This is a genomic window from Fontivita pretiosa (genome assembly GCF_050410795.1).
GTDB lineage: Bacteria > Planctomycetota > Phycisphaerae > Tepidisphaerales > Tepidisphaeraceae > Fontivita > Fontivita pretiosa.
Map to the genome: position 1 here is coordinate 940,997 of NZ_CP191258.1, position 18,867 is coordinate 959,863.

The 18,867-nt window shown below is 64.9% G+C and carries 16 protein-coding genes; 4 read left to right on the forward strand and 12 right to left on the reverse strand.

From position 1 onward, the window contains the following. Window positions 1-68: 68 nt before the first annotated feature. Entirely contained in the window at window positions 69-1,262 is a 1,194-nt protein-coding gene (locus ACQS5P_RS03740; RefSeq protein ID WP_428939564.1) for an aminotransferase class V-fold PLP-dependent enzyme, read from the reverse strand. Between the two features lie 286 nt (window positions 1,263-1,548). Between ACQS5P_RS03740 and ACQS5P_RS03745 the strand changes: the two genes are divergently transcribed. The 3 genes from ACQS5P_RS03745 to ACQS5P_RS03755 all read left to right on the forward strand — a co-directional run bounded on the left by ACQS5P_RS03745 (window position 1,549) and on the right by ACQS5P_RS03755 (window position 4,087). Beyond that, the gene (locus ACQS5P_RS03745; protein ID WP_428939565.1) at window positions 1,549-2,754 is read left to right on the forward strand and encodes a thiolase family protein; all 1,206 of its coding nucleotides are present in this window, start codon (window positions 1,549-1,551) and stop codon (window positions 2,752-2,754) included. A 113-nt stretch (window positions 2,755-2,867) separates the two neighbouring features. Next, window positions 2,868-3,338 (forward strand): nucleoside-diphosphate kinase, encoded by a 471-nt coding sequence (ndk, locus tag ACQS5P_RS03750; protein WP_428939566.1) that lies wholly within the window; start codon window positions 2,868-2,870, stop codon window positions 3,336-3,338. A 110-nt stretch (window positions 3,339-3,448) separates the two neighbouring features. Further along, the gene (locus ACQS5P_RS03755) at window positions 3,449-4,087 is read left to right on the forward strand and encodes an HAD-IA family hydrolase (protein ID WP_428939567.1); all 639 of its coding nucleotides are present in this window, start codon (window positions 3,449-3,451) and stop codon (window positions 4,085-4,087) included. 35 nt (window positions 4,088-4,122) lie between these two features. On the opposite strand, the gene ACQS5P_RS03760 is transcribed toward ACQS5P_RS03755, so the two are convergent. Further along, window positions 4,123-5,694, reverse strand: coding sequence for a hypothetical protein (locus tag ACQS5P_RS03760; RefSeq protein ID WP_428939568.1), 1,572 nt, complete (start codon window positions 5,692-5,694; stop codon window positions 4,123-4,125). Between the two features lie 26 nt (window positions 5,695-5,720). Here ACQS5P_RS03760 and ACQS5P_RS03765 point away from each other — a divergent pair, with 26 nt between their 5' ends. Next, window positions 5,721-6,131, forward strand: coding sequence for a secondary thiamine-phosphate synthase enzyme YjbQ (locus ACQS5P_RS03765; RefSeq protein WP_428939569.1), 411 nt, complete (start codon window positions 5,721-5,723; stop codon window positions 6,129-6,131). Window positions 6,132-6,160: 29 nt separating this feature from the next. On the opposite strand, the gene ACQS5P_RS03770 is transcribed toward ACQS5P_RS03765, so the two are convergent. From ACQS5P_RS03770 to ccoN, 10 genes are all read right to left on the reverse strand, one after another. Then, window positions 6,161-7,411 (reverse strand): PP2C family protein-serine/threonine phosphatase, encoded by a 1,251-nt coding sequence (locus ACQS5P_RS03770; protein WP_428939570.1) that lies wholly within the window; start codon window positions 7,409-7,411, stop codon window positions 6,161-6,163. A gap of 127 nt (window positions 7,412-7,538) precedes the next feature. Next, complete coding sequence (locus tag ACQS5P_RS03775; protein WP_428939571.1) at window positions 7,539-9,674, reverse strand: hypothetical protein; 2,136 nt, start codon at window positions 9,672-9,674, stop codon at window positions 7,539-7,541. Between the two features lie 9 nt (window positions 9,675-9,683). Beyond that, window positions 9,684-9,866 carry a cbb3-type cytochrome oxidase assembly protein CcoS gene (gene ccoS, locus ACQS5P_RS03780; RefSeq protein ID WP_428939572.1) on the reverse strand — a complete coding sequence of 61 codons (183 nt, stop codon included), beginning with the start codon at window positions 9,864-9,866 and terminating at the stop codon, window positions 9,684-9,686. Beyond that, window positions 9,857-12,364 (reverse strand): heavy metal translocating P-type ATPase, encoded by a 2,508-nt coding sequence (locus ACQS5P_RS03785; protein ID WP_428939573.1) that lies wholly within the window; start codon window positions 12,362-12,364, stop codon window positions 9,857-9,859. Before ACQS5P_RS03785 ends, ccoS begins: the two co-directional genes overlap by 10 nt. Further along, window positions 12,354-13,091 (reverse strand): sulfite exporter TauE/SafE family protein, encoded by a 738-nt coding sequence (locus ACQS5P_RS03790; protein WP_428939574.1) that lies wholly within the window; start codon window positions 13,089-13,091, stop codon window positions 12,354-12,356. Before ACQS5P_RS03790 ends, ACQS5P_RS03785 begins: the two co-directional genes overlap by 11 nt. After that, a complete protein-coding gene (locus tag ACQS5P_RS03795; RefSeq protein ID WP_428939575.1) occupies window positions 13,088-13,696 on the reverse strand; it encodes a FixH family protein in 609 nt (202 codons plus the stop codon). Before ACQS5P_RS03795 ends, ACQS5P_RS03790 begins: the two co-directional genes overlap by 4 nt. After that, entirely contained in the window at window positions 13,683-15,176 is a 1,494-nt protein-coding gene (ccoG, locus tag ACQS5P_RS03800; RefSeq protein ID WP_428939576.1) for a cytochrome c oxidase accessory protein CcoG, read from the reverse strand. Before ccoG ends, ACQS5P_RS03795 begins: the two co-directional genes overlap by 14 nt. A 1-nt stretch (window position 15,177) precedes the next feature. Beyond that, entirely contained in the window at window positions 15,178-15,780 is a 603-nt protein-coding gene (locus ACQS5P_RS03805; RefSeq protein ID WP_428939577.1) for a cbb3-type cytochrome c oxidase N-terminal domain-containing protein, read from the reverse strand. Continuing rightward, a complete protein-coding gene (locus tag ACQS5P_RS03810) occupies window positions 15,773-15,955 on the reverse strand; it encodes a CcoQ/FixQ family Cbb3-type cytochrome c oxidase assembly chaperone (protein WP_428939578.1) in 183 nt (60 codons plus the stop codon). The genes ACQS5P_RS03805 and ACQS5P_RS03810 overlap by 8 nt, the downstream gene beginning before the upstream one ends. A gap of 24 nt (window positions 15,956-15,979) precedes the next feature. Next, a complete protein-coding gene (ccoN, locus tag ACQS5P_RS03815; protein WP_428939579.1) occupies window positions 15,980-18,526 on the reverse strand; it encodes a cytochrome-c oxidase, cbb3-type subunit I in 2,547 nt (848 codons plus the stop codon). Window positions 18,527-18,867: the final 341 nt, after the last annotated feature.

Genomic DNA, 18,867 nt, shown 5'->3' on the forward strand with positions numbered 1-18,867 from the left:
GCGGACACCTCATGGGCTGCATACCGCAGCGGCCACACGGACGCCAACTCCATCCGGGAAATCGTTTCCTACTTCGCCGTCACGTGACTGGTGGCGATCTCCGCCAGCACGTCGGTGGCGAATCGCACGTCCTGTTTGGTCAGGAACGGGCCGAAACTGAAACGGGTCGTCCCGCCGCTTTGCAGCGTCCCGATCGCCTGATGAACCAGCGGAGCGCAATGGATGCCGCTGCGCGTCAGGATCCCGTAGTTGGCCTCGAGCACGGCCGACAGCTCCTGAGGCTCAAAGCCATTGATCCGAACCGAGAACACCCCGATGCGGTCCTTGACGCCCTGTGGACCGTAATACGTCAATCCTTCGATGTTGCTCACGCCCTCGATGAACGTCCGCACCAGATCCTGGTCATGAGCCGCAAGCTGCTCGACGCCCTGCTCCAGAATCCATCGCACGCCTTCGCTCAGGCCCGCGATACCGATGGCGTTGTGGCTGCCGGCTTCATAGCGGTCGGGCATCAACTCCGGCTGACGCGGCTCTTCACTGAGCGAGCCGGTGCCCCCCTCGCGCGTCGTGCGCAGAATCTTCTCCAGCCCCGGACGGATGTACAAAAACCCCGTGCCCAGCGGCCCGAGCAGCGCTTTGTGCCCCGGCGCAGCCAGAAGATCGATGTTATCCGCCTGAACGTCGATCGGCAGATGCCCGGCGGACTGCGCGGCATCGACAATGAACGGCACGGCGTATTCGCGCGCAATGGCGCCGATCTGACGGATCGGCTGAACCGTGCCGGTCACGTTGCTGGCATGACCTATCGCGATGAACTTCGTGTTCTGCCGGATCGCTTTGCGGACATCGTCCGGATCCACCAGCCCCGTGCCCGGATCGATCTTCACCCGCGTTTGCTCGACCCACCCGCGCTCGACCATCGCCTGTATCGGACGCAGGATCGAGTTGTGATCGATCTCGGCACAAATCACATGCCCCCTGGCCGAGGCGCTCGGATCGATCAGACCCTTGATCGCAAGGTTCAGTCCGTCCGTGCAGTTGAGCGTGAAGATGAAATGCTCCGGGCGCTGAGCGTGAAACAGCTTGCACAGTCGCCGGCGGCACTCATTCAGCAGCGAGCCGGCCTCCAGCGCCTCGCGATAAGCACCGCGCCCCGCGCTGGCGCCGACCTCACGCGCGTAGCGCATCATCGCGCCAAGAACTTCACGAGGCTTGGGAAAGCTCGTGGCCGCATTATCCATGTAAAGACGACGGGGAGACATAGCAATGACCAATCATAGGACAAACCGGCCCGCTGCAAAAGCGCCTCTGGCACGCAACGCCCGCCGCCTCACACAATCGGATGCTACTACGGACAGCGACGCCCCGTTCGTGCAATGGCCACTCGCACGGCCGGGACGGCCGTGATACGGGTCAAGCACGTGCGCCGCATGAAGTGCAGACATGCCTGCTGCTGTTGATTGGGCAGACCTACAATCCCCACAAACACGATCATGACCGGATGGCAGGCGCCGAGATGCTCGTCCGGTCGTCAAAACAGGAGCCAACATGCTCGGTCAGATTCAGGTCTTTCTGGCCGGGGGGTCGCGAACACCGATCGGGGCCTTCCAGGGCGCACTGGCGGATGTGCCGGCAACAACACTGGGCAGCGCCGTCATCAAGGCCGCACTTCAACGCGCCGGCCTTCAGCCTGATCACGTTGATGAAGTGATCTTCGGCAACGTGCTGTCGGCCGGACTGGGGCAGAACCCGGCGCGACAGGCGGCGATCGGTGCGGGACTCAGCCCCGCCGTCGGCGCCACCACCGTCAACAAGGTCTGCGGATCGGGGCTCAAGGCGGTCATGCTCGCGGCGCAGGCGATCCGCTGCGGCGACGCCAGCGTCGTCGTCGCCGGCGGAATGGAAAGCATGTCACGCGCACCGTATTTGCTGGAACGGGCCCGCGGCGGCTACCGCATGGGCCACGGCGAGCTGATCGACTCGATGATCAGAGACGGGCTGTGGGACGTTTACAACAACCTGCACATGGGAACCTGCGGAGACCGCTGCGCCGCCAGATATGGCTTCACCCGCCAGCAGCAGGACGATTACGCCGTCGCCAGCTTCAAGCGGGCGCTGGATGCGATGTCCAAAGGCGCGTTCAACGATGAAATGGTCCCGATCGACGTCGCTTCGGGCAAGACGATCCTGACGGTGAAAGAAGATGAACAGCCCAGGCGATTCGACGAGCAGAAACTGCGTCAGCTCAAGCCGGCGTTTGGGAAGGACGGTACGATCACCGCCGGCAACGCCTCGGGCATCAACGACGGCGCCGCCGCCGTGCTCGTGCTCTCGGCCGAGAAAGCCGCGGCACTGACGGCGCGACCCCGGGCGCGAATCCTGGGTTACGCCACCGCTTCGCGCGAGCCGGAGTGGTTCACCATCGCCCCCATCAACGCCATCGCCAAACTGATGGCTCAGCTCTCGCTGAGCGTCGCTGACGTGGATTTGTTCGAGATCAACGAAGCCTTCGCCGTAGTCCCCATGGCCGCGATGAAAGAGCTTGGCATTGCACACGAGAAGCTGAACGTTCACGGCGGAGCGGTGGCGCTGGGACACCCGATCGGCGCCAGCGGCGCCAGGACGCTGGTCACGCTGCTGAGCGCGTTGCAGCAGCGCAATGCCAAGCTCGGGATCGTCTCGTTGTGCATCGGCGGCGGCGAAGCCGTGGCGATGGCGGTTGAGCGGCTGCCTCAGGGCGACTCCAGCCGCTGATCGCGATCCGTCCATGCGCCAATCGAACTCCGCGCCGTTGTCCGGCCACGCGCCCTCTGCTATAAGTTCCCGCTCACGCTCGGATCCAACATGCAATGACGGAGATGCCGAACATGGAACGCACCCTGATCATCCTCAAGCCCGACGCCGTGCAGCGAGGCCTGTGCGGACAGATCATCGCCCGCTTCGAACGCAAAGGCCTCCAGATCGTCGGCATGAAAATGATGAAAATCAGCACGCAACTGGCTGAGACCCATTACGAGCCGCACCGGGGCAAGCCGTTTTACCCCGGGCTGGTCAAGTTCATGACCAGCTCGCCGGTGATTGTGCTGGTGCTTCAGGGAAAGGACGCGATCAACATCGCACGGAAGATGATGGGCGCGACGTTCGGCTCCAAAGCCGAGCCGGGCACCATCCGCGGAGACTTCGGCGTGAGCAATTCGTTCAACCTGATCCACGGCAGCGACTCGCCCGAAAGCGCCGCGCGCGAGCTTGCACTGTTCTTCAGGCCCGAAGAGCTGTGCGACTGGACCCCCGCCTCGCTGGGATGGGTCTATGACATGAGCAAGGGAACAGCGGAGTGATGCCGATTCTGCATTGCCGATGCGTGATCCGCGATCGACAGTCGCAAATCCGACGTCTGCAATCGACGGCGGCAAAACAGAAATCAAAAATCGCAATTCGAAAATAGGAGATGTCTTCCATTCGCCTGATCTGTTTCGACCTCGGCCGGGTGCTGGTTCGGATCTGCGACGGCTGGCGGCACGCCTGCGAAGTGGCGGGGCTGGCGATCAACGTGTCGCAGCTCGATCCGGCGGCTGAGGATCAGGTCCACAGGATCGTGTGCGATCACGAGGTCGGGCGAATCGATTTCGACTCATTCTGCCGGCAAATCGCGCCGCTTCTGCACATCGAGCCGGCGCAGGTCGCGGCCATGATGGATGTGTATCTGCTGGGCATGTATCCGGGCGTGATCGAGCTGATCGACGAGCTGCACGCCCGCGGCTATCAGACCGCCTGCCTGTCCAACACCAACACGCGGCACTGGCAGCTCATGTATGATCCGTCCAGCCCGGCGTATCTTCCGCTGGACAAGCTCACCTACCGCTTCGCCAGCCAGCTCATCGGGCATCGCAAGCCGGACGACGCGATCTACGCACACGTGGAGCAGGCGGCGGGCATGCGTGGAGAGCAGATCGTGTTTTTTGACGATGTGCCGCAAAACGTGCAGGCCGCCCGACGACGCGGCTGGCACGCCGAGCAGATCCTGCACGACGGCCAGCCCATCCCCCAAATCCGCGAGCATCTTCGGCGTCTGCGCGTCCTGGAATAAGGGGTCGGGAGTCTTTTCGAAGCGGACCAGTGCGACTATGTCTGCTGCATCCGTTCCAGCCTGGCCCGGATCAGCAGCAACCACAGCCGGCGCACTCGCCCGGGAAGATCCTGCGGCGCCGGTGTGCTCAGAATCCGCATCTCCGCCTCGTGCCGCGCCAGGTAGGCGGGGATTTCATCGCGAGTCAGAGGCAAATCCAGCACCAGCGGATCGTCCAGCAACCCGCACGCCGCGGCGGCAAGGTGCTGGCGAACGTTCAGGTGTTCAGCCAGCCTCGAACTGTATCGGGCGCGACCCAACACCTTCAGCTCCTGCACCGCGCGCAGGATCGATTCCAATCCGAATGTGCCGGTGACCCACGGCCCCTGCGGCAGCGGATCAGGCGAAAACACACCCGCCGACTCCGTCGTCGGGCGGCTGGTCGGATCCAACAGATAGGCCCGTCGCCACTGCGCCTCGCCCGGCGGGCGCAGTTGCTCCAGTGATCTGGCCGCCGCCTCCAGCGCCAGACCGTACTGCTTCTGGCCCGTCACCAGATACGCCCCAAGCAGCGTCTGCATCGCATATCGAGAGGCCAGCACATCCGCGCCGGCGGGAAACTCCTCCAGGCTCTGGTCGATCGCTCCGTTGGGACGATACGCCGTGGACCACAGATTGGCCTTGATCGCGTCGGACTCCGGCACAGCCTGCTGATCCGCGCCGCCTGCCGCTTGTCGCGGCGCATTGAGGTATCGCGCCAGCGGATCGACCGCGGCAGCATCGGCCGGCTGGCTGGTCGTCGTCGGGACGGTCGTTGCCTTGATCTGCTCGATCAGCTCGAGCTCTTCGGCAGTAGGCTGTTCGGCGGCGACGTGCCGCGTGCCCAGCCGCAGCGACAGCAGCTTCTGCACCGCCTGCTCCGCCGCATGCGATGTCATGCGGTCGGCGGTGACTTCCGCCGACAGCAACAGCGCGTAGGTCGAGTCGCGATAATCCGGATCATCCAGACGAATCAGGCGTTTGGCGTGCGCGGGTCTTGCTTCAGGCGGAAAAGCGACATGCCAGCCGCCGTCGCGGGCCTGTTGGGATTCCAGCCACCGCGCCGCGCGGATCGCCGGGCGCGTCAGCGCTTCGGGCTTTGGCTCGCTCGAGTCGATGACCATCAACATCAGCGCCAGCCCGGCGCGGGTGGCGCCGCGATCGGGGAGCAACGCCGGCTCGTCCTGCCCCGAAGCGGTCGATCCGAAGACCGCGCGGCGGGGGATCTGCCCGCGCTCAGTTTGCGCCGCGGCCAGTCCGCGCGCCGCCTCGAATGCCGCCTGCCGATAACGCTGTTCATCCAGCAACTGTCCGGCATACAGCAGCACCAGTCCCGCCGCGGGCGTCGCCAGCGGCTGCATGCTCACCGGCCGCGGCGCCGTCGCCGACCTGCCCGCAGGCGGCAACGCCGCAATGTCCCACGCCCAGCCATACGGGCGGCGCACCGCGTCGGCCACAAGCGCATCGCACTCGGCGGCCAGTTGCCGGGCGTACCCGTCCTGTGCCGCGGCTCCGTCCCCCGCGCCCGCCCACGCCGCCACGCAGATCAAGCACCACCACATCCACCCTTGCCTGTTCCTCGCCGCCATGTTCTGATGATACTCCAATACGAGCCATGAAGCGCTTTACCATCGACATCGACACCGAGGGCAGCACCGACATCATCAACCTCACCCCCGAGCTGGCGTCGCGCATCAGGGGAATCGAGGGCGAGGGGATCGTGCACCTGTTCGTCGTCGGATCCACCGCGGCCCTGACCACCGTCGAGTTCGAGCCCGGACTGGTCAAGCACGACCTGCCGCGGGTCTTTCAGCAACTGGTTCCCGACGATGCCCATTACGTGCACGAGGCCACCTGGAACGACGACAACGGCCACAGCCACGTCCGCGCGGCGCTGCTGGGCGCCAGCGTCACTGTCCCGTTCTCCAATGGGCGGCTGCTGACCGGCGAATGGCAGCAGGTCGTACTGATCGATTTCGACACCCGCCCGCGCAGGCGCAAGGTCATCTGCACCGTGATCGTGTAACCCCCGCACGGGCCACAACGCGGCCAGTCTCAGCCCGTTCGCGTCGCGATGACGATCGTCTGATCATCGCGCGGCTCGTCGCTGCCCTGCCAGGATTGCACCGCCGATTGGATTTGCGAGATGGCCGCAGTCGGATCAGCCGCGGCAGCCAGGATCTGCGTGACGCGACGGACGCCGAATTCCTCGGCTTCGGGGGAGAAGGCTTCATAGATCCCGTCGCTGACGACGCACAACATGCCGCCAAGCTCCAATGGGACAGGTTCCAGCCTGTCCGGATTCAAGTCTGGAATGATTCCCAGCGGTGGCGAGGGCGGCGCCACGACCTCAAACGGCTCATCCGCTCGCGAGCGGAAGATGATCGGGCCATGTCCGGCGCTGCACCAGTCGGCGCGCTGCCGTGACACGAACGCGACGAACGCGGTGACGAACTGCCCGGCCTCCAGATCCTGCGACAGCCGCGCGTTGGCACAGGCGAGCAGCTCGCGAGGGCTTGCGTCGATCCGGGCATCGCACATCGCGCGAATGAGCGTGCGCGTCTGCGAGACGACCATGGCCGGGCCGATGCCATGGCCCGTCGCGTCGCCGAGGAAGATGCCCAGCCGTCCATCGGGAGTTTTCCACAGGTCGTAGCAGTCCCCGCCGGTAATCGAGGCGGCTCTGGTGTACCCCGCCGCGGCGATGCCTTCGATCCGCGGCACTGTCTGCGGGATCAGTGCCTGCTGCACGGCTCTGGCCAGATCCATTTCCCGCCGCAGCGCCATCGCTTCCACCGCCGCCTGCTGGAGGTTGTACCGCTGGATCGCCACGCCCGCCTGGTCGGCAAGAAGCTGGATCATCACCTCGTCGCCCGCGTCGAAATCGCCGGTGGATTTGTTCACGGCCTGGATCACGCCGACAGGCTTCCCGTCCACGTCGAGCATCGGCGCGGTGAGCAGGTTGCGGGTGATGAACCCGCTGCGTCGGTCCGGCTCGGGATTAAAGCGTGGATCGTCGTAGGGGCGTGGCACGTGCAGCGGCCGGTTGGACTTGAACACGTGTCCGACGATGCCCGCGCCCGCGGAGACACGGATGGGTGTGGACTGAAGCGCCACCTTCGTCCAAAGCTCGTCGGTTTTCGGATCGTGCAGAAAAATGCTGGCTCGCTCGCAGCCCAGCAGGTCGCACGAGGCCTCGGCGATTCGCCGCAGCAGCAGGTCCAGGTCCGCGGTGACCGCCAGCAGCCGGCTGATCTCCAGCAACCGCCTCATCCGCCCCGCCGGAATGGTTTCGGATGCGTCCATCGGCGCGGGAGATGATAAAAGACCCAACGGAAAAGGAAAAAGACAAAATGGGGAAAAGGCGACTGGCGGGCCCAAAGGTCTGAGCGGCCGCCAAGCCCAGCCGCGCAAGAGCTGCAAAACGCTTCAACTAGCGCGCCCCCGCACGCAGATGCAGCGTGTGCACATTGTTCGCCGGGTTCGTGTAATCCACATGCTCCTGCGGGTTGGTGAAGTAGAGATATTCCTCGACGTTTGTGTACCCGTCGCCATCCGCGTCCGCCGGGCCGTCGGACGCATCGTTCGGATTGAGTCGGTTGGCCGACTCCCACTCATCCGGCATGCCGTCCTCGTCGCTATCCGCCGGCCCCTGCGCGCCTGCCGCGGGCGGAGGAAAGTTCTTCTCCTCCCACTTCTCATACAGGGCCATGTTGTCGTTCTCGTTGCCGTACGGCCTCCACACGGTCCCCTCCTTCTGCCAATACGGGAGCTTCGATTGCCGAGCCTGGAATCTGTCCAGGAAATAGCGATCGGTCGCGTCGCGCGTTGGTAAAAACGCACCGACGATCGGCAGCAGTTTGCTCTCGAGGGTTTCAGGCGAATCGTGCGGCAGGGGCACGACGTGATACGGACCCTTCAGAAAGGCCGTGTTCGGGTTGTGCTGCGGCTGAAACACGGTCTTCGTGCCGCCGCTCTCGCGGACGTTCCCTGCCGCCCAGACGCTGTCGTTGGCGTCGAAGCTGTAGGCGTTGGGATTGCCGGGGATGTCGATGATCAGGTTGTTGGTGAAGTTGAACCGGCTGTGCGGGCGAAGTGAGTGCCCGCTGCGCAGGTTCGCCATGATGTTGTAGCTCCAGTCGATCAGGTCACAGTCCACTTCCGGCGAACGGCTCAGCGCATTGTAGAAGAGGTTGTGATGGAACGACCCGTAGCCGCCGACTTCCGGCCCGTAGGGGTGGCTGCCCAGCCCCGCCATTCCCGGCCCCAGCAGGCAGTACTGGATGGTGAACCCCAGCAACGTCGATCCGTTGCCGATGAATCGCAGCAGCTCGTCGGAGGCATACGCGAACGAGCAGTTATCGAAGATGATGTTGCGCAGGTTGCCGCGCGTGTTCATTCCGTCCATGCTCCGCGGCGGACGCAGCCGGAAACGCATTCCCCGCAGGATGATGTTGTCCGCCGCCACGCACAATCGACCGGTCACTTCCACGCCTTCGCCCGGCGCCGTGTAGCCGATCATTGTCAGGTTCGGCTCGGTGATCCATGTTTCGTCGGGCAACACGATCTGCCCGCTGACCTTGAACAGCACGATCCGCGGACCTTTCGCAAGCAGCGCTTCCTTGAGACTGCCCGGTCCGTCGGGGTTGAGGTTGGTCACATAGATGACCTTCCCACCGCGACCACCCGTAGTTTGGGCACCCATGCCCTGGGCGCCGGGAAACGCGGGCAGATATCCGCCTGCCAGCGGCTTTGGCCCGCCGGAGACAATCAGCCACAAAAACGGATCATGCTCGAATCGCGTGGGTGCATCCGCGGGGAAATCGCGGATGTACAGGTAAAGCGTGTCGCTGATCTTTGCGCCAAAGTGGCCGTACTGTGGCTGCTCGAGCACGTGCGCACCGCCGGCGCGGTTGGCCTCGACCAGCGCCTCGATGATGCTCTTGAGCTCCTGGCGCACCTGAGCCAGCGGCGTGTTCGGAAGGTACTGCGTCGCCAGTGCGTTGATCCTGGGATCTAGCTCGCGTCGCCGATTGCTCGGCATCGCGCGTCGCTCGGCCAGCAGCTTCTCGAACTGCTCGTGAGCCTGCGGATCGTCCGTGCCCCCGTAGAACGTGCGGTGCCACATCGAGTCGCGCCCGGTGCCGATCAGCACCGGATCCTTCTGCGCCGGCCCGCCGCTGGGAAGATCCGTGAACCGCTTGAACTCGGTCTGGTATTCGAGCACGATCGCCGGCCACTCGGTCGTTGTGCCGCGCCAGAGCTGCACCCGCACGGAACGCGTCGAGCCGACCTTGCGGAACTTCGCGTCGCCCAGCTCGGCGCGCAGCTTCTGTTGTGCATCGCTGCTGGCATCCAGCGTTTTGAAGAAATCCGGATCGGTCAAGGCGCGCTGAAGCAGTGGCGAATCCTGGACGATGTCGGGGATGTGCGCCGCCGTCGTGGCGGTATCGCCTCGCGCGGCGCCGACGAGGATCGCCCAAAGACCCGCCATCAACACGCCAACCATCGTCATGCAGTGCAGTCTCGCTGCTGAGCGGAAATAGCGGTCGCAGAACGTTACGGTCATGCCACGTTTCTAATCCGAAATGCGATCGCTGTCACGCCCTTGTCGGGTCGGCGGCGGGTCGTCGAAGATCGCACGCAAGGCCGGGGTGTCTAAATCGTCGAACTGGCCGCGATGCACCGCCCAGAAGAACGCTGCCAGCGCCGCCGCCGCCAGCACGATCGCCAGCGGGAGGATGATGAAGATCACTTCCATGAACGGCCTCGCCTGCCGGGTCCGCTGCGACCAATCGATGCGACCGCCAGCCACAGCACCGTCGCGGAGCTGACGGGCATGATGATGGCGGCGATGAGCGGGCTCATCATCCCCGCCGCCGCCAGCGCGCCGGCCAGCAGATTGTACGACAGCGACACGAGCAGATTCCGTCGGATGGTGCGCATGGCCCGGCGTGAGGTCCGGACCAGATCGACCAGCGGCGCCAGCCCGGGCTGCGCGATGTAGACATCCGCCGCCGCCAGCGACGCCTCGGCGCCTCCGTGCACTGCCACGCCGACATCCGCCGCGGCCAGCGCTGCCGCATCGTTCACGCCATCGCCGACCATGACAACCACATCATCGCCTGCGCGAGCTGATGATCGCACGCGCGCCAGCTTCTGCTCCGGCGTCATCGCAGCATGGCATCGATCCGGCTCGACGCCGACTCGCTGCGCCACGGCCGCGACGACGTGCTCCTGGTCGCCGGAGAGGATCGCCGCTTTCCACCCGAGCCTGCGCATCGCCGCGACGGCGGCTGCGCTGTCATCGCGGATGCGATCCCCCAATCCCGCCGTTGCCACGGCGCGACCGTTCACCGAAACCAGCACGACACTGGCGCCTTCACGCGCGAGCTCCTTCGCCGCTGCTGCAAGTGCGTCCTCGATGATCGTGCCGTGCTTATCGTGAAACCGTGGCGAGCCGACGCGCACGATCACGCCGTTGACGTTGCCGCTGACGCCACCGTCGCCGGCCTCGGTCACCTCCGTGATCTGGCACTGCCGCCACCGCGGATGATATTCGGTGGCAAGGGCCGCGTGCATCGCCCGTCCGACGGGGTGGTTCGACCGCCGCTCCAGCTCCGCGACGGCGGGCTGGACGCTCGTGTCGCCGATCCACCGGAGCAGTTGAAGTTTGCCTTCGGTGAGCGTGCCGGTCTTGTCCAGCAGTATCTGGCCGCCGCGCGAAAGTCGTTCGATCGCCGCCCCGCTCTTGACCAGGATGTCCCGCCGCGCCAGCTTGCCGATGGCTATGGCGATGGTGAGCGGCGTGGCAAGGCCGAGCACGCACGGGCAGGTGACGATGAGCAGCGCGACGGCATGATCGATCGCGCCCGATACACTGAATCGCGCCCAGTACGCGAACGTCGCCGCCGCCGCAATCGAGACCGCGACGATGAACCACCCGCCGACCCTGTCGGCGAACTGCACGATCGGCGGCTTGTCCCGCACGCCGCGCTCGATGAGCCTGAGAAGTTGCCCCAGTCGCGTGTCGCGTCCGACCTCCGTGACGCGCACGTGCAGCGTCGATTCGATGTTCTGCGATCCTGCGTGCACGATCGAGCCGCCTGCCACCGCCACCGGCATCGATTCGCCCGTCAGCAACGCCTGATTCACCGTTGATCGCCCGGTTTGAACGATTCCGTCGGCGGGAAACAGCTCGCCGGGCCGAACCTCGACGACGTCACCAACTTCGAGTGCTTCGATGGGCGCCGCAATCGTCTCATCGCCGCGCACGATACGGCAGCTCGATGGCGTTAGGCTGAACAACAGCCCCACCGCATCATCGGCGCGGCGTTGCTGGCGATATTGAACGAACCGCCCGACCAGCAGCAGGAACACGAGCACCGTGAGCGAATCGAAATAGATCTCGCCGCGGTTGAGGATGACATTGACCAGTCCCGCGACCCCGCCGGCCAGCAGCGCCAGCGCGATCGGCACGTCCAGGTTCGTCCCCCGCGCCCGGATCGCCGCCCAGGCGCTGCGGAAGAAAGTCGCCCCCGGCCAGGCGAGCGAAATCGTGCCCAGCAACGCGCTGATCCATCGGAAGAAGCTGCGATACTGCGGTTCCATCTGCCCCGCTTCGCCCGCGTACAGCGCCAGCGCCAGCAGCATCGTGTTGCCCATGATCGCGCCGGCCACGCCAAGATGAATGAGGCGTTTTCGCGTCTGTTGGCGATGCAGTTCGCGGGCGTCGGTGCCGCGCGCGGGGTGCGGGGTGTAGCCGATACGATGCAGCGTCCGCGCGATCCGCGAAAGCGGCAGCTTCGATGGATCCCACGTCAGGCGCACCGTCGCCTCGCGAAGGCTCAGGCGAGCCTCGATCACGCCCTGCAGCACGCGTGGCAGGCGCTCGATCAGCCACACGCACGCGGCGCAGCTCACGCCCTCCAGCACCAGGTCCGTCACCGCCAGCCCATCTGCGCGGCGATGAACGTACAGCTCATGAAACGACGGCGAATCGAACGAATCGAATTCCGACTCGCTGGGTCGGGCAGGTTTCGGCAAAGCATCCGCGGCATCGCGAAGGCGATAGTACGACTCCAGCCCGCAGGCGTGGATCGTCTGATAGACCGCACGGCAGCCGGCGCAGCAGAATTGCCGCGGCGCGCCAGGCTCGATCAATCCGCGCGGCACGATCTGCCGGCAGTGCGCACAGCGCGCCGGCTCGTCAGCAGCGACGCGATCGCCGGCCAGGATGTCCGTCGCTTCAGCGGTCATGTTCCTGCGCGCAGCATGCCGGCGGCGCGTGTGCGGTCGCGTGACTGCTCGCGTTGCGCGCGACGGTTACCGGATCCATCATGCTCCGACCGATCAGGGTATAAAGCCCGACGACGACAAGCAGGATCGACGCGATGGCCGGCGCGCGGCTGGCCAGCGGGCCGAGCAGTCGCCTCACGCCCAGGCCCACCACCAGCAGCGCCGGCACGGTTCCAAGCCAGAAGAACGCCATCGTCGCGGCGCCGCTGAGGGGATGTGCGGTTCCGGCGGCGGTGATCGCGAAGGCGTAGAGCCAGCCGCAGGGCAACAGCGTGGTGCAGAGCCCGATGACGGCGGCGCGAAGGACCGGCGGGCGATGGATCGCGGCGCCGCTGGCGCGGGCGATCAGGCGTGTCCAGCTTTGCGGCAGCGCCGGGGCCGCGACGCGCACGCCCAGCCAGCGGAGCAGCACCACGACGCCGACCAGGACCATCGTCGCCCCCGCCAACCCCGCCGCCAGCGGGCGTGCGCCCGCCAGCGCGCCGGCGATGTCCAGCAGTTGTCCCGCCGCTCCCGCCAGCGCTCCCAGGGCCACGTACGATGCGAGCCTGCCGCCGTGATACGCCGCCGTCGTTTGCCACCCGCGCGAGTCCCCCACCGCCAGCGCCACGAACGCCCCGCACATGCCCACGCAGTGCAGGCTGCCGACAAGGCTGGCCAGGAAGATGGTCACGATCAGTGCGATCATCCGGTGATGTCCTGTCGCTTTGCCGAGTTCTGCGTTTTGACGTACTGCGTGATCGACGCGGTGAAGGTCTGTCCCTGTACGCTCGTTTGGATGTCGAACTGCCAGTAGCCGGCATAGCGCATCGGCAGGGTCGCGTCGAATCGTCCGGGCGCGGTGGCAGACAGCGTCGCCTTTGATGCCTCGCCTGCGTGCGCGTGATGGAAGAACGACACATCGAGGGATTCGGCCTGGACGGGGCGGTCGTGCGCGTCTGTAAGGGTGAAGCTGATTGCGCGTCGGCCCAGCGGGTCGATCTGCTCGGCCGGCTCGATCGCGATCTTCCAGCCAAGCTGCTGGCTGGCGCGGCGCTGGGCCTGATGCCTGTCCCACTCGATGGCGTTGCGGTAGTAGTTGGGCAGCACAGCGAACGAGCGGTCGCGGGTGGCGATGGCGGCGACCGAGAGCATCAGCAGCAGGTGCACCGACAACAGCGAGACGACGATGATCGGCCAGCGCAGGGACCCGGACGGGCGCGCCGCACATGCGGCGAGAGCCAACGAAGGATCCGATGCGCTCTCGACCGGCCGCGCGGGTTTGGTGGAGCTTGCGTTTTCACTGCCGGGCATGTGCGGCTCCTTTGGCTGCGTCCGTGCCTGCCGGGCCGAGCAGGCGGCAGGAACGGTCAATGGTGGTTCCATCGTCGCCGCTCACGCGGATCGTCACGTCGAGCGTCCCCAGACCGCGCGCAAACGCGCTGGCAGGCGCGGTGATCAGCAGCGGCTCGGTCCATGACTGCATCGGGCCGAGCGTCAGCAGATACTGCGAAACGTTGAGGCGCACGTCGGGGCGATCGACCACCGCGAGGCTCACGCGCATGGGCCGGTCCGTGCGATTGGTCAACTTCACCCGCATCGGGTTCTCAACCATGCCCGAACCGTCGATGACGAAGGGCCGGCCGGCCGTGCGCAGGATGGTCACATCCAGCAGGCTTCTGGTGGCGATGAGCCAGACCATCAACCCAAGCAGCACCACGACGATGGCGAAGTAGGCGACGACGCGCGGGCGGAGAATACGCGCGGGTTGCCCCTCCATCGCAGCCTGCGAGCTGTAGCGGATCAATCCGCGCGGCTTGCGGAGCTTATCCATGACCGCGTCGCAGGCGTCGATGCAGGCCGCGCATCCGATGCACTCGATCTGAAGCCCGTCGCGGATGTCGATTCCCATCGGACAGGCCTGGGCGCACATCGTGCAGTCGATGCAATCGCCGGAATCGGATGAAGGATGAACATTGAAGGATGAGGCGGGCGATTGGTTGTCCTTGATCCTTTCTTCTTCAACCTTGTGCCTTTGTTTTCCTCGCGGCTCTCCGCGTCTTCGGTCGTAGCTGATGATCAGCGACTGGCGATCCATCAGAACGGACTGAAATCGGCCGTAGGGACAGGCGATGATGCAGGTCTGCTCGCGGAACCAGGCGAAATCGAAGACCATCAGCGCGGTGGTGACGACCATGACCGCGAAGGCGATCGGATGCTGCACGGGCGAGCCGGTCATCCAGGTGCGGAGCTGATCGACGCCGACGAAGTAGGCCAGAAACGTGTGCGCCAGGTACAGGCTGACCACCAGATAAGCCGCGTGCATCATGAGGATCTGCCAGGCGGGGACGTTGTCGCGTGGCCTGCCGCCGATCCCCAGCCGCCCGGTGAACAGGCGCTCGATGGGGCGGTAGACGAATTCCATATAGACGGTCTGGGGGCAGACCCAGCCGCACCAGCCCCGCCCGAACAACGCGGTCACAAAGAAGATGCTCAGCAGCAGGCACACCAGCAGCAGCGCCAGCAGCACGGTATCGGTTGGCAGAAAGGTCAGGCCAAAAAGCGTGAAGCGGCGATGCAGCACATCGAGCAGGATGGCAGGCTTGCCGTTGATGTGGATGTAGGGCAGAGCGGTGAAGATGACGATCAGCAGATACGCGACGATGCCACGGCGTGTGAGGAATCGCCCCGGCGCCACGCGCGGATACAGCCACCGCCGCGAGCCGTCGCTCTCCAGCGTCGAGAGCACCCGGCCTTCGGGTTGCAGCAGAGACTGGTCAGGCGTTGGCGACACTTCATTCACTCCACGGCGGGATCGGCTTGGCGTTGGGCTCGACCGGCTTGCCCTTTTTGTTCTGGCCGCGCAGGGAGGCGACGTAGGCGCTGACCTGCACGATGTCGTTGGGACCGAGACGACTGCTCCAGGCGGGCATGGCGCCGTTGGCCCGGCCATTGCTCACGACATCGACGATGTCCGTGATCTTCGTGATGTTGATGTAGCTGTCGTCGGTGAGGTTGGGGCCAGCCAGTCCTGAGCCGTCGCGGGCGTGGCAGGACATGCAGTTGGTGAGATAGATCGCCTCGCCGGCCTTGAGCGAGTCAGCATCCTTGCTGAGGTTGATGAGGGTGGCTGCGTCGGCCTTAAGCTCACCACCGCGCTTCATCTCCGCCAGCCGCGCGCGGTCGTAGAAGCCGATGGGGCTGAGCTGCCCGCCCGCCAGCGTCACGGTAAAGAAATACACCGCCGAGAAGACGATGGTGGCGATGAACAGCCAGGTCCACCACCCGGGCGTGGGGTTGTCGTATTCGAGGATGCCGTCATAGGCGTGGCCGGTGAGCGCGGGCTCGGGCGCGCTGCCGGGCCGGTCGGGTGTTGGTTGCGTCGATTGCTCAGACATGGCGTTCTCCTTCGAGCCCGGCGTCATCGAGGGGCATGGCCGCCCACTGCTCGATGAGCTTGCGGGGGCGGGTCAGGGTCCAGATTCCGATGGCGAGGAAGCAGAGCAGGAAGATCACCAGCGCCGCTTCGGCCCAGGTGGTCAGGTTCGAGTTGGTCAGGACGTCGTTGAACATCGCTGGTCTCCCGCGGCTTGGTCCTCAACCCTTCTGCCGATCTTCCGGGAGAGGATTAGAGTGAGGGGTCTGGCCCGATGTCGAAAGCGTGGTGGTGTTCGAAGAAGAACCCTCACCCCTGCCCTCTCCCGGAGTACCGGGAGAGGGAGCAGGAGTTGCCTCTCGCGCAATACCGGGGGAGGGAGAAGGAGTTACCTGCGCCGGAGTACCGGCAGAGGGAGCAGGAGTTGGCTCCGCTAGTGTCTCGGCAGAGGGAGTAAGCGGCGCCGCTGCCGCCGCGGCGGCGACGGGCGGCGGCGCGAACAGATCCTTGCCCAGGCGTTGCAGGTACGCGATCAGAGCAATCACCTTCTTGTCCTGAAGGTCGCGGAAGCGTGGATCGTCGCCGCTCTGCTTCAAAAGCTCGGCATGGATCTGGGCCGCCTGGGACTGGGCATGGTGGAACGCTGTTTCGCGTTCGGTGTCGCTGTACGGCACGCCCAGCGCCTGCATGGCGCCCACGCGAACCGGGATTGACGAAAAGTCGATCTTCTCGATGAACAGCCACGGATACTTCGGCATGATCGAGTTGGGCGTGACCTGGGCGGGGTCCAGAAAGTGCAGTGCATGCCAGAGGTGCGACTGCTTGCCCCCCTCGCGCGCCAGGTCCGGGCCGATCCGACGCGAGCCCCACTGGAACGGATGGTCGTAGACGAACTCGCCCGGCTTGGAGTACTCGCCGTATCGCTTCACCTCGGCGATGATCGGGCGGATCATCTGCGAGTGGCAGTTGTAGCACCCCTCGGCGATGTAGATGTCCCGCCCGGCCAACTCCAGCGGCGTGTATGGTTTGACCGACGCGATCGTGGGAACATTGGAACGGATCAGGAATGTCGGGATGATCTCGAACAGGGATGCGATGACGACGGCGATCGTGACCATCGCCGTGAACTTCAGCGGCAGCCTTTCCCAGCGGCGGTGCCACCAGAGCGTGCTGAACACATCCAGGCGCTTGGCCAGGTCGGTGGTGTTTTCGGGCAGGCGTGTGGGCGGGCGAGGCTCGTCGGGGTATTGTGGCGACAACGGCGGCGCCTCGACGATCGGCTGCTCGTAGCTGGCCGGGCGAGTTTTCCAGGTCTTGTAGAGGTTGATCCCGCCGAGCACGGCACCGGCGATGAAGACCGTCCCGCCGATGGCGCGCAGCACGTACATCGGGATCAGCGCCCGCACCGTCTCGACAAAATCAGGGTTGGCAAGCTGCCCCGTCTCCGTCATCGCCCGCCACATCAGCCCCTGAGTAATCCCGGCGACGTAAATCGGCACGATGTAGAGCACGATCCCCAGCGTGGCCAGCCAGAAGTGCGTGTTGACCAGCTTCGGACTCCAGATCTTCGTCTGGAACAGCCGCGGCATCAGCCAGTACATCATTCCGAAGGCCAGCAGTGCGTTCCAGCCCAGCGCCCCGCCGTGAACGTGCGCGATCGTCCAGTCGGTATAGTGGCTGAGCGCGTTGACGGATTTGACGCTGAGCAGCGGCCCCTCAAACGTGGCCATGCCGTAAAACGTGACTGCGACGACGAAGAACTTGAGCACGGGATCGACGGCGACCTTGTGCCAGGCGCCGCGGAGTGTCAGCAGCCCGTTGATCATCCCGCCCCAGCTTGGCATCCACAGCATGATGCTGAACAGCATGCCCAGCGTGCTGGCCCAGTCGGGAAGCGCCGTGTAGTGAAGGTGGTGCGGCCCGGCCCAGATGTAGATGAACACCAGCGACCAGAAATGGATGATGGAGAGTCGATAGCTGAAGACGGGTCGTTCGGCGGCCTTGGGAAGGAAGTAATACATCATCCCCAGAAACGGGGTCGTGAGGAAGAATGCGACGGCATTGTGCCCGTACCACCACTGCATGAACGCGTCCTGTACGCCCGCGTAGATCGGGTAGCTCTTGACCAGCGTGCCGGAGAAGACAGGGACGACCAGGTTGTTGAACACATGCAGAACGGCGACGGTGACGATGGTGGCGATGTAGAACCAGATGGCCACGTACATGTGCCGCTCGCGCCGTCGCGCCAGCGTCATGAAGAAGTTGACGCCGAAGAAGCCGACCCACACGACGGCGATGGCGATGTCGATCGGCCACTCGAGCTCGGCGTATTCCTTGCTCTGCGTGATGCCGAACGGAAGCGTCAGGGCTGCGGAAACGATGATGAGCTGCCAGCCCCAGAAGTGGAGCCTGCTGAGCAGGTCGGAAAACATGCGCGCCTTGCAGAGGCGCTGGGTGGAGTAGTAGACGCCGGCGAAGATGGCGTTGCCGGCGAAGGCGAAGATGGCGGCGTTGGTGTGCAGCGGTCGCAGCCGGCCAAAGGTCAGAAACGGCATCCCGAAAGTGAGCTGCGGCCAGATGAGCTGAAGCGCGACATACAACCCGACCAGAAACGCCACCAGCGCCCAGAGGAACATGGCCAGCAAAAACCAGCGGACGATACGATCGTCGTAGGTGAAGCGATCCAGTCCATGCGTGGGCGGAGCGTGCTGGGGTTGAGTCTGGCGGCGCGCATAAGGCGCATCGGTTCGAGTGGCGGTAACGGTCATATCCGGTGGACCTCGGAATGCGTCCGAAGCTGCGCCCGAAGATTGCGTCCGATGCGACCAGCGCATCGCAGCCAGGCGAACGCACCGCCCAGCCGGGCAACCGACGCGCGAACGGACAAGGAGCCTTATAATTGGATAAGTCGCTCTGTTTGTCAATGATTCGTCGTCATGTCGGGCGAGAAACTGAATGTTCGCGACAAAAGCGGCAGATAAGACTACTACAAGATGCTTTTGCATCGCCGCTTAACGCTTGCAACGCGAGATGCCTCGATGTCCGAATGTAAGGATTATGGGAGTTTCAAATCGACCGAAATTGATGTTGGCAGCGGCCACGGGGCGTT